Raw genomic sequence first — 11,836 nt, forward strand, 5'->3', positions numbered from 1 at the left:
TCGGGCCCGGGTGCGGGCGGTGTCCCGAGCAGGAGCACAACTTCACATGGAACCTGAGAAGGACAACGCGGAACAGTCACCCCTCGAGACTGCCGCCACCACCCCCGTCGAGGACAGCACCACTACCGATCCCGCCGTCACGCCTGATGCACCGGCCGACGACGCCGCCGTTCCCCATTCCGAGCCCGACGCCGCCGTGCCCGCCGACACCGCTACCGGGCAACCCGCGACGACCGACGCGCCCGCCGAGGATCCGGGGACGTCCGATTCCGCGGCCACCGCTTCCGACGATGCTGGCGTTGCGGATACCCCCGCGCGCGAGATCCCAGTGGCCGAGATCCCCGAGGCCGAGCAGCCTGCGGAGAGTATCGAGGACGAGATCGCGCTCGATGTCGAGGACGCAGCCGGTGACGCCGCTGAGAGCGCCCGCGAGACGGATGAGCAGGCTGCTCTGCGCGCCGACGGGCCCGAGCAGACGACGCAGGCCGGCGAAGGAACCGGCTCGGCCGAGGCGAGCGACGAGCAGACCGACACCTCGGAACAGACGGACGCGCAGACTGTACAGGTCGAGGAGTCCGCGAACGACCAGCCCAGCACCCAGGAGAACTTCGGGGCCTTCGGTCCCGGTGCCTCCCTCATGTTCCATGCCCCGGACCCGGACGAGATCCGCCGTGCCGCCGAGGAGCAGGCTGCCCGACTGCGCGAGGCTGCCAAGGAACGCGACGCCCAGCGCGAGGCCGAGCGGGCCGCGCGCAATGACGTGGACAGCGAGGACGACAAGTCCGGCGAGGTCACGAGCAAGCGGCGTCGCCGGCGGCGTCGCGGTGACGAGGACATGGAACTCGTGGACGAGTCCGACGGCTCGGTGACCCGGGTCCGCGCCCCGCGCGGTGCCGGTGAGGGCACGGGCAGCGACGAGGTGACCGGGGTCAAGGGCTCCACGCGGCTCGAGGCCAAGCGTCAGCGTCGTCGTGAGTCCCGGCAGTTCGGCCGCCGCCGCCACGTGATCACCGAGGCCGAGTTCCTGGCCCGGCGCGAATCCGTGGAGCGCAAGATGCTCGTGCGACAGAAGGACGACCGGATCCAGATCGGTGTGCTCGAGGACGGGATCCTTGCCGAGCACTTCGTCTCGCACACCCAGCAGGACTCGCTGATCGGCAACGTGTACGTGGGCAAGGTGCAGAACGTGCTGCCGTCCATGGAGGCCGCCTTCGTGGACATCGGCCGCGGCCGCAACGCCGTGCTCTACGCCGGTGAGGTGGACTGGGACGCCGCCGAGCTGGGCAGCAAGCCCCGCAAGATCGAGAACGCCCTGAAGTCCGGGGACACCGTGCTCGTGCAGGTCACCAAGGACCCCGTGGGGCACAAAGGTGCTCGGCTCACGAGCCAGGTGTCCCTGCCCGGTCGCTACCTCGTCTACGTCCCGGGCGGTTCCATGACGGGGATCTCCCGCAAGCTCCCGGACGTGGAGCGCCAGCGGCTGAAGAAGATCCTCAAGGACCGGTTGCCGGAGGGCGCGGGCGTGATCGTGCGCACTGCGGCGGAGGGTGCCTCCGAGACCGAGCTGACCAACGACATCAACCGGCTGCGCTCGCAGTGGGAGCAGATCCAGGACAAGGCCAAGTCCACCAAGACGCTGGCCCCGGAGATGCTGTACGCGGAACCGGACCTGACCATCAAGACCGTGCGGGACGTCTTCAACGAGGATTTCACCGCCATGGTGGTCCAGGGCGAGCAGGCGTGGGACAACATCGAGGCTTACGTGACCTACGTGGCGCCCGACCTGCTGGACCGCCTCGAGCGCTGGACCGGCGATGACGACCTCTTCGAGCACATGCGCGTGGAGGAGCAGATCCAGAAGGCCCTCGAGCGCAAGGTCTTCCTGCCCTCCGGCGGATCGCTCGTGATCGACCGCACCGAGGCCATGACCGTGGTGGACGTCAACACCGGCAAGTTCACGGGCTCCGGGGGCAACCTCGAGGAGACCGTGACCAAGAACAACCTCGAAGCCGCCGAGGAGATCGTGCGGCAACTGCGGTTGCGGGATATCGGCGGGATCATCGTGGTGGACTTCATCGACATGGTTCTGGAGTCCAACCGCGATCTCGTACTGCGCCGGCTCGTGGAGTGCCTGGGCCGGGACCGCACGAAGCACCAGGTGGCCGAGGTGACCTCCCTGGGTCTCGTGCAGATGACGCGCAAGCGCATGGGTACGGGGTTGCTCGAGGTCTTCTCCGAGCCGTGCGAGGAATGCGCGGGCCGCGGCGTCGTGGTCCACGACCACCCCTTGAAGGGCCGCTCCGGCGCGGCTCCCTCCGACCAGCGCGGCACTCGACACGAGCGTAAGCGTTCGCGCAACAAGCAGCACAACGGTGCGCAGGACAAGCCCAGGAACGGCAACCAGCACCACGGTTCGGACGAGCCGGACCAGGCGCGCGTGGAGGCCACCCGCACGGCGTTGGCGAACATCGCCGCGGCCTCCTCCCACGACGAGTCCGACGACGCCGCACGGAATGCTTCCCAGGGCACCGCACCGCAGTCCGGGGGCGGGCAGGCCGAGGACACCGGTTCCCAGGAGCAGCAGACCTCCCGCGGTCAGCAGGGCGGGGAGCACGCGTCCGAGAACTCCCACGGGGAGTCCGAGGGCGGGCGCCGTCGCCGCAAGCGCCGCGGCAAGCGCAGCCGCGGTCGCGGTCAGCAGGGCGAGGACAACGCCGTGCAGAACGACGGTTCCGGCCGGGACGGTTCCGGGAACGACTCGCGCGGGGATTCCCGGTCCGAGGACCGTTCCGGTGGGGACTCGTCCGCGAGCCTCACGATTCACGGCGAGGTCATCGAACTGCCCCACGGGCAGTCTGAGCAGCGGGGGAGCGAGGGCACCCAGGAGGCCCTGTCCCTGGATTCGCTGAGCGCCGCGTTCACGGATGCGGGCGAGGACGAAACCTCGACCGAGGGTGCCGTTCAGGATGCGGACGCCGCGTCCCAGCCGCGGGAGGCGGTGTCGAAGCGGTCGGCCGCCGGACACGCGCCGTCGAACTCCGGGACTGCGCAATCCAGTGCAGGGCAGACGAGTGCCGCGCAGCAGCAGACTTCCGGGGCAGCGTCGTCCGCTGGCGGGAACCGGCCGGCGGAGGCGCCGGCGGCTCCGGCCCGACGGCGTCGTGGGTCGCGGCGTGCCGTGGCGCCGGCGGCCGCGCCCGGAACCGCGAGCGTGGAGACCCACGAGTACACGCAGGAACGGCAGGTCAGCCGTTTCACCGCGGAGGCCGGGGCCGTGGCCCCCGCGGCGTCCGGTGACCAGCCCACCATCGTGGGTGTGGGCATCAAGGCTCAGGACATCACGATGACCGGCAAGCAGGACTGAGTGACCGGCGGCTGGATCCGTCGCCACGCGAGCACCGCAGGGGCACCCGGGATTCCGGGTGCCCCTGTGGCATGATCGGGGACACACACACGGGGTGCTGCGCACTGCGGCTGAGAACACACCCGTCGAACCTGATCTAGCTCGTACTAGCGAAGGGATTGTCGTGGACACCACGCCTTCTACCGCCATACCCCGCGTCCTCTCGATTGCCGGAACCGATCCCACGGGCGGGGCGGGTCACGCCGCGGACCTGAAATCCATCGCCGCACTGGGCGGGTACGGGCTGAGTGTGATCACCGCAGTGGTCGCCCAGAACACCCGGGGCGTCGTGAGCGTACACACCCCACCCGTCCAGGTCCTGCGGGACCAGCTGGATGCGGTCGCCGGGGACGTCACCCTGGATGCGATCAAGGTGGGGATGCTCGGCTCCGTGGAGGTCATCGACACGGTCCGGGACTGGCTCATGGTGGGGCGCGCACCCGTGGTCGTGATCGACCCCGTCATGGTCGCCACGGCCGGTGGGCGATTGCTGCGTCCGGACGCCGAACGGGCCCTGCGGGAGCTGCTGCCCCACGCGAATCTGATCACCCCCAACCTCCCGGAACTCGCGGTGCTGGCCGAGCGCCCCGTGGCCGCGACCTGGGACGAGGCGCTCGAGCAGGGACGCGCGGTCGCGGCGGCGTTCCATACCCGGGTCCTCGTGAAGGGTGGCCACTTGGCCGGGGACACGACCCCGGACGCCCTGTTGCTCCCCGGTCAGGACGAACCCGCCGCGTTGTTCGAGGGTCGCAGGGTGCACACGCGTAACACCCACGGCACCGGGTGCTCGCTGTCCTCCGCGGTGGCCACGGTCGTGGCGCGGACCGGGGACTGGTCCGAGGCGATCCGCACGGCCCGCACATGGTTGCGCGGTGCACTGCGCGGCGCGGACGAGTTGCACGTGGGTCACGGCAACGGTCCCGTGCACCACATGCACCACGTCCAGCACCTCGTCACGGATCCGGCGTTCGTGATGACGGCCGCCGCGGAATCCGAGGGCCCCCGGTTCACCGATGAACTGTGGGAGGAGAGCGCCCCGGTGCGTGAACGCATTGCCGCCCTGGCGTTCATCCGGGGCCTCGGGGACGGCACCCTGGACCCGGGCGAGTTCGAGCTGTACCTGGACCAGGACATGCAATATCTGCAGTACTACTCCCGGGCGCTGGCCCTGCTCGCGGCCTCCGCCCCGGACGAGCGTTCGCGCGAACACTTCGCCGCGGCGTCGGCCTCCGTGGTCTCGGTCGAGTCCGCGCTGCATCGCGCCCGGCTCGGGGACCGGGAGCCCATGCCGCCGAGTGACGTCACGAGCAGTTACGCGGACTTCCTGCTGGCGCGCACGGGTCAGGACGGCTTCGCGGTGGGCTCCGCCGCGATCCTGCCGTGCTACTGGCTCTACGCCCACGTGGGTGCGGAGCTCACCCGTCGTGCCCGCGTCGCGGGACCGCAGCACCCGTTCGCCGACTGGCTCAGCACGTACGACGATCCGGACTTCCAGACCGCGACCGAGTCGGTGCGCGAGATCGTGGACCGGGAGGCCGCCCACGCGGACCCGGTCACCAGGGAGCACATGCGCCGCGCGTTCCACCGGGCGTGCGCGCTCGAGCTGGCCTTCTTCGCGCAGACGACCCCGGCGACGTCGCCGGAGGGCGAGCGGCGCGCCGCGGCGCAACTGGCATGACTTCGGGTGATCGGGTAGGCTGGGGTGTCGGTGCCGAGCGCCGGTGTGTGTCATATCCAGTTCACGCACCAGGTTGCGGCACACTCGGGCGAACATCCTGAATCGATGCGATAGCCACGCGGAGAATGCGGTCGGTCATGGATCACCGCGGCGTGATGTCTCGACATTCGCAGTCCTCCAGGAGTACGCCCGACCCACACACGTAGTCCATAGATGTCGAGAGAAGTGAGTTCCCAAGTGGTGTACGCGATTGTCCGCGCAGGCGGCCGCCAGGAGAAGGTTTCCATCGGAGACCTCGTGACCCTTGACCGCGTCGCCGGCGAGGCAGGCAGCACCGTAGAGCTTCCTGCGCTGCTGCTGGTCGATGGGGACAAGGTCACCTCCGACTCCAAGACCCTGGCGAACGTCAAGGTCACCGCCGAGATCGTCGAGGACCTGCGCGGTCCCAAGATCTCGATCATGAAGTACAAGAACAAGACCGGTTACAAGAAGCGTCAGGGCTTCCGCGCCGAACTGACCACCGTCAAGGTCACCGGCATCGACGCCTGAGCATCCGGCTCCCCACATACGTTTCCAACGAAGGTAGGCACACACCATGGCACACAAGAAGGGTGCGAGCTCCACTCGCAACGGCCGTGACTCCAACGCCCAGTACTTGGGTGTGAAGCGCTTCGGCGGCCAGTCCGTTAACGCCGGCGAGATCATCGTCCGCCAGCGCGGCACGCACTTCCACCCGGGCGTGAACGTGGGCCGCGGCAAGGACGACACCTTGTTCGCCCTGGCCGCTGGCGCCGTCGAATTCGGCACCCGCCGCGGTCGCCGCGTGGTCAACATTCAGACCGCCGAGTAATTCTCATTCGGACCCCTGGGTCCACCCGCCGCCACGACCCCGTGGCGGCGACCACTAGAGGGTGGGCGCTTCACGCGCTCACCCTCTAGTCTTTTCAGAAGACCCCGGTCGACCCGCTCGCAGCAGGTGACCCCTACCACCGAGGAGCCGCGTGGCCAGTTTTGTAGATCGAGTGATCGTGCACGCCACGGGCGGTAACGGCGGCCACGGCTGCGTGTCCGTCAAGCGCGAGAAGTTCAAGCCCCTGGGCGGCCCGGACGGCGGCAACGGCGGCGACGGCGGTTCGGTGATCCTGCGTGTGGACGGTCAGTCCACCACGCTGTTGGGTTTCCACCACGCACCCCACCAGAAGGCCCCCAACGGTGAGCCCGGCAAGGGGGACATGCGCCACGGTTTCAAGGGCCAGGACCTCGTGCTGTCCGTCCCGGACGGCACCGTGGTCAAGGACCGGCAGGGCAACGTGCTCGCGGACCTGCTCGGTGAGGGCAGTGAGTTCGTGCTGGCCGGTGGCGGCCAGGGCGGACTGGGCAATGCCGCACTGGCCTCGCCTAAGCGCAAGGCTCCGGGCTTCGCTCTGCTCGGTGTGCCCGGTGAGGAACACCAGGTCGAGCTCGAACTGAAGTCCATCGCGGACATCGCCCTGGTGGGCTTCCCCTCCGCGGGCAAGTCGAGCCTGATCGCGGCCATGAGTGCCGCGCGCCCCAAGATCGCGGACTACCCGTTCACCACCCTGGTGCCCAACCTGGGTGTGGTCCAGGCGGGTGACACCCGCTTCACCGTGGCGGACGTGCCGGGGTTGATCCCGGGTGCTTCGGAGGGCAAGGGGTTGGGACTCGAGTTCCTGCGGCACGTGGAGCGCTGCGCCGCACTCGTGCACGTGATCGACTGCGCCACGCTCGAACCCGGACGGGATCCGCTGAGCGACCTGGACGCCCTCGAACAGGAACTGTCCCACTACGCCGAGGCCATCCGCGACGACGACCCCACCACCATCCCGCTGACCGAGCGCCCCCGACTCGTGGCCCTGAACAAGGTGGACGTGCCCGAGGCGCGGGAACTGGCCGAGTTCATCCGCCCCGAACTCGAGGAACGCGGTTACCCGGTCTTCGAGATCTCAACGGCCTCGCACGCCGGACTGCGGGAACTGGGCTTCGCGATGGCCGAGCTCGTCTCCCGTGCCCGCGAGCAGGAGGAACAGCGGGAGGAGCAGCGCCGCGCGGAGACCGTGCTGCGCCCGGAACCCGTGCGGCGTCGTCGAGGGAAGGACCGCAAGGAGTTCGAGATCACCCGCGAGGACCGGGCGGGGGAGCCGCTGTACCACGTGCGCGGCGTGAAGCCCGAACGGTGGGTGCAGCAGACCGATTTCAACAACGACGAAGCCGTGGGATACCTCGCGGACCGCTTCGCGAAACTCGGGATCGAGGACGAACTGTTCCGCATCGGCGCCCGCCCGGGCAACGCGGTGCTGATCGGCCCCGAGGACAACGGTGTGGTCTTCGACTGGGAGCCCACCATGGTGGGCGGCGCCGAACTGCTCGGCGGCCCGCGCGGTTCCGACCTGCGCCTCGAGGACACGTCCCGGCCCACGCGCCGCGAGAAGCGGGAACAGTTTTACGACCGCATGGACGCCAAGGCCGAGGCCCGCGCGGAGCTCGAGGAGCAGCGCCGCGCCGGGATCTGGACCGAGTCCGTGGACGACGCGCGAGATCGACGCCGTACTTCCGAGCCGAAGGAGACGCACGACAGTGAGTGACACGCCCCACGTGGAGAAGACCCCCACCGAGACGATCGACGTCCCGGCCATGGAGCAGCAAGCGGCCAAGTCCGCGATCCAGCTGAGCACCGAGAGCCGGGGGAAGAACCGCCGCTCTCCCATCACCCGCCGCGCGGACCTGCCCATGGCCCGGCGCGTGGTGGTCAAGGTGGGGTCCTCGTCCCTGACCTCGATCGAGAACTCGATCGACGAGAACGCGCTGCGCAGCATCGTGGACGCGCTCGGCCGGGTCAAGGCGCAGGGCGTGGAGGTCGTGTTCGTCTCCTCGGGTGCGATCACCGCGGGGCTGCAGCCGCTCGGACTGTCCCGCCGGCCCAAGGACCTCGCCACCAAACAGGCCGCGGCCTCCGTGGGACAGGGTCTGTTGATCTCGCGCTACACCGACTACTTCACGCGCTACGACGTCACGGTGGGTCAGGTGCTGCTCACGGCCGAGGACCTCATGCGCCACTCGCAGTACAAGAACGCGCATCGCCAGATCGAACGGTTGCTGGACCTGGGGATCCTGCCGATCGTCAACGAGAACGACGCCGTGGCTACCCACGAGATCAAGTTCGGCGACAACGACCGCATCGCTGCGCTCGTGGCGCACCTGATCAAGGCGGACGCGCTGTTGCTGCTCTCGGACGTGGACGCGCTCTACACCCGGCCCCCCAAGGACGGTGGGGAGCGCATCCCCACCGTCGAGGATCCCATCACGGATCTCGAAGGCGTGGAGATCGGCACGATCGGCCGCGCGGGCGTGGGCTCGGGCGGGATGGTGACCAAGGTGCAGGCGGCGCGCATCGCGGCGTCGTCTGGCATCCCCGCGCTCGTGACCTCCGCCGCGAACATCGAGAGTGCGCTGGCCGGCGACGACGTGGGCACGTGGTTCGCCACGACCGGCGGGCGGCGCAACGTGCGGTTGCTGTGGCTCGCGCACCTCGCGGACATCAAGGGCACCCTGACCCTGGACGACGGCGCGGTGGAGGCCATTCGCGGTCGTCGCTCGCTGCTCGCGGCCGGTGTCACCGAGGTGTCCGGGAAGTTCACTGCGGGCGATCCCGTGGCCATGGTGGATTCCCACGGAAAGGAAGTGGCCCACGGGCTGATCAACTACGCCTCGAACGAGGTCCCCGGGATGCTCGGCAAACGCACGCACGAACTGGGGGAGGAGTTCGGTGAGGACTACGCCCGCGAGCTCGTGCACGTGGACAACCTCGTGACCATGCGGCCCCGTTCGGCGAAGACCAAGCTGAAACGAACCGTCTGACCACACGTCCAACCCCTAACCTGAACCGTGGGCGCCGCGCGCCCGCACCACGATCCGCAGGAGGAACAGTGGCCGAGAACACGTCCGTACTGACCGCGCAGGAGACCTTCGGGGACGATCCCGTGGCCGGGGTCGGCCTGATGGCCGACGACGCCCGGGTGGCCGCCCGCACGCTCGCCCGCGCCCCGCGCGCGTGGAAGGACCGCGCGCTGAACATCATGGCCGATCGGATCGAGGCCCGCGCCGACACCGTTCTCGAGGCCAATTCGCGAGACCTGGAACGCGGGCGCGAGTCAGGGATCTCCACCGCGCTGCTGGACCGGCTCAAGCTGGACCGTACCCGCATCACGGGTCTTGCGGACGCGCTGCGGGAACTCGCGGCCCTGCCCGATCCCGTGGGCTCCGTGGTGCGCGGGCAGACGCTCGCGAACGGGCTGCGCATGCGCCAGGTGCGCGTGCCCATGGGAGTGGTGGGCGTGATCTACGAGGCCCGCCCGAACGTGACCGTGGACATCGCCGGGATCGCCGTGAAGTCCGGTAACGCGGTGCTGCTGCGCGGTGGTTCGGCGGCCTTCGACTCCAACCGGGCGCTCGTGGGCATCCTTCGGGACGCCCTCGCGGACGCCAAGCTGCCCGTGGACTGCGTGCAGACCGTGGACGACTACGGTCGCGACGGCGCCAACGCCCTCATGGGTGCGCGCGGGAAGGTGGACGTGCTCATCCCGCGCGGCGGCCGTGGACTCATCCAGTCCGTGGTGACCAACGCGACCGTCCCGGTCATCGAGACGGGCGAGGGCAACGTGCACGTGTTCATCGACGAGTCCGCGCCCGCGCAGATGGCCGCCAAGCTCACCGTGAACTCCAAGACGCACCGCACCTCCACGTGCAACTCCGCCGAGACCCTGCTGCTGCACAGCGGGGCGCGGGAGACATCCCGCGAGGTGCTCGCCGCACTCGACAAGGCCGGTGTGACCCTGCACGTGGACGACCGCGCCGCAGCACTGCTGCCCCCGGGATCTGACCATCTGCAGGCCACGGACGAGGACTGGGCCACCGAGTACCTGGACATGGACATGGCCGTGAAGGTCGTGGACGGCATCGACGAGGCGATCGAGCACATCCGCACGTACTCCACGGGCCACACCGAGGCGATCGTGACCAACGACCTGGCTAACGCGGAACGTTTCACCGCGGAGATCGACTCCGCGGCGGTCATGGTCAACGCGTCCACCCGCTTCACGGACGGCGGCCAGTTGGGGCTGGGTGCGGAGATCGGGATCTCCACGCAGAAGATGCACGCGCGCGGTCCCATGGGGCTGGAGGAGCTGACCACCACCAAGTGGGTCGTCCAGGGTGACGGCCACGTGCGTCCGTGAGACGTACCATGGAACGGACGTCACCCGGGACGTTCGTCGCATTCACCGACCGGCGCCGCCGGCCATAGAAGGGAACCGCATGAGCTCGCTGTACCTGTTGTCCAACGTCACCGTCCTGGCGGCCGAGGAGGGGCACTCCATCAACGAAGAGCTGCACGCCATGGCGCCGGTCTTCGGCATCGTCGCGTTCATCCTGTTCCTGATCATGCTCTTCATCTCCATGTCCTTCGTGTCCCGTGGCAAGGCCCCGGCCGTCGGTGAGTACGAGGACCCCGCGCAGCTGCCCGCGGAAGAGCAGGCCATGCTCGACCGGGTGCACGCCGCCCCGCGCCATTGACCGACAGATCGGCACGAGTGAATCCCCTCAGCGCGTCAGTGACCGCGGCCGAGACGGAACTGGACATCCCCCCGCGCAGGCCGGGTGTGACCCGGCTGGGAGTCATGGGCGGGACCTTCGATCCCATCCACCACGGGCACCTCGTGGCGGCGTCGGAGGTCGCCGCAGTCTTCGACCTGGACGAGGTCGTCTTCGTCCCCACGGGTGAACCGTGGCAGAAGGCCGGGCAGGACGTCTCCGACGCCGAGCACCGCTACCTCATGACCGTGGTGGCCACGGCGTCCAATCCGCGGTTCACGGTGTCCCGCGTGGACATCGACCGTTCCGGACCCACGTACACGATCGACACCCTGCGGGACCTGCGCACCCTGCGTCCCCACGCCGAGCTGTTCTTCATCACCGGCGCGGACGCCATGGCGGAGATCCTCACGTGGAAGGGCACCGATGAGCTGTGGTCCTTGGCCACGTTCGTGGGTGTGACCCGCCCGGGCCACGTGCTCTCCGCGCCCGTGGGCTCGGAGAGCGCGTCGCTGCTCAACGTCCCCGCGATGACCATCTCCTCCACGGACTGCCGCGCCCGCGTGGCGGCGGGCAAGCCCGTGTGGTACCTGGTCCCGGACGGGGTCGTGCAGTACATCAACAAGTACGGCCTCTACCGCGGTTCCACCGATCCCGATGTGGACCCGGAGACCGCATCCGGCACCCCAGCGGCACAGGATGCCGGCACCCCCTCATCCGCCCCCACGGATTCGCCCGGGGTCCCCGCCCCGGGTCACAGGAGCACCGCGTGAGCACACCCCCCGAAAAGAACCGAGCCGCGAACCCCCAGGAATGCCCGTGGGCCGCCCACCCGGCCACGGGACAGCAGGAGTGGGTGGCCCCGCCGGCTCCCGTGATCGAGTTGGACACCCCCCAGCACACGGGTACCGTCAAGCCCTTGGGGCCCCGGCGACTCGCGCGGCTGCAGCGTGAGATGGTCGAGCACGCCCGGCAGATCCAGGAATCGGAGCGCACGGGCGGGGGAGAGGTCGACGACGCCCTGCTCGCCACCCAGCGTCGTCTCGCGGATCTCGCGATGCGCGCCGCGGCGGCTAATGAACAGGACCGGCAGGCCGCCGAGCGGGCCACCGCTGAAGAGCCCACCGCTTTGGGGAACGGACCCGCAG

10 protein-coding genes and 1 riboswitch are annotated in these 11,836 nt (G+C 69.4%); all 10 genes read left to right on the top strand.

Annotated features, from left to right (window positions below):
* The first annotated feature begins 46 nt into the window (after positions 1-46).
* Entirely contained in the window at positions 47-3,364 is a 3,318-nt protein-coding gene (locus tag B3I25_RS06490) for an Rne/Rng family ribonuclease (RefSeq protein ID WP_286738358.1), read from the top strand.
* 80 nt (positions 3,365-3,444) lie between these two features.
* Positions 3,445-3,540, top strand: a riboswitch (TPP riboswitch).
* Complete coding sequence (locus tag B3I25_RS06495; protein WP_286738359.1) at positions 3,528-5,081, top strand: bifunctional hydroxymethylpyrimidine kinase/phosphomethylpyrimidine kinase; 1,554 nt, start codon at positions 3,528-3,530, stop codon at positions 5,079-5,081. (Overlaps the previous riboswitch by 13 nt.)
* Before the next feature lie 237 nt (positions 5,082-5,318).
* Positions 5,319-5,630 carry a 50S ribosomal protein L21 gene (rplU, locus tag B3I25_RS06500; RefSeq protein ID WP_064846154.1) on the top strand — a complete coding sequence of 104 codons (312 nt, stop codon included), beginning with the start codon at positions 5,319-5,321 and terminating at the stop codon, positions 5,628-5,630.
* 46 nt (positions 5,631-5,676) lie between these two features.
* On the top strand, positions 5,677-5,931 hold the full coding sequence (rpmA, locus tag B3I25_RS06505; RefSeq protein ID WP_035962177.1) for a 50S ribosomal protein L27: 255 nt from the start codon (positions 5,677-5,679) through the stop codon (positions 5,929-5,931).
* A gap of 151 nt (positions 5,932-6,082) precedes the next feature.
* Positions 6,083-7,684: a GTPase ObgE gene (gene obgE, locus B3I25_RS06510; protein WP_193519589.1), complete on the top strand. Its 1,602-nt coding sequence runs from the start codon at positions 6,083-6,085 to the stop codon at positions 7,682-7,684.
* Positions 7,685-7,733: 49 nt separating this feature from the next.
* Positions 7,734-8,957 carry a glutamate 5-kinase gene (gene proB, locus B3I25_RS06515; protein ID WP_144996974.1) on the top strand — a complete coding sequence of 408 codons (1,224 nt, stop codon included), beginning with the start codon at positions 7,734-7,736 and terminating at the stop codon, positions 8,955-8,957.
* A gap of 68 nt (positions 8,958-9,025) precedes the next feature.
* On the top strand, positions 9,026-10,333 hold the full coding sequence (locus B3I25_RS06520; protein WP_144996531.1) for a glutamate-5-semialdehyde dehydrogenase: 1,308 nt from the start codon (positions 9,026-9,028) through the stop codon (positions 10,331-10,333).
* Positions 10,334-10,412: 79 nt separating this feature from the next.
* Positions 10,413-10,670 (top strand): hypothetical protein, encoded by a 258-nt coding sequence (locus B3I25_RS06525; protein ID WP_167318428.1) that lies wholly within the window; start codon positions 10,413-10,415, stop codon positions 10,668-10,670.
* A 104-nt stretch (positions 10,671-10,774) separates the two neighbouring features.
* Positions 10,775-11,461 (top strand): nicotinate-nucleotide adenylyltransferase, encoded by a 687-nt coding sequence (gene nadD / locus B3I25_RS06530; RefSeq protein WP_414672698.1) that lies wholly within the window; start codon positions 10,775-10,777, stop codon positions 11,459-11,461.
* The coding region (locus B3I25_RS06535) for a hypothetical protein (protein WP_286738361.1) at positions 11,458-11,836 on the top strand (379 nt) is incomplete at its 3' end. The genes nadD and B3I25_RS06535, both read left to right, overlap by 4 nt.

Source organism: Kocuria sp. UBA1838, assembly GCF_002338785.1.
In the GTDB taxonomy this organism is placed as follows: domain Bacteria; phylum Actinomycetota; class Actinomycetes; order Actinomycetales; family Micrococcaceae; genus Kocuria; species Kocuria marina.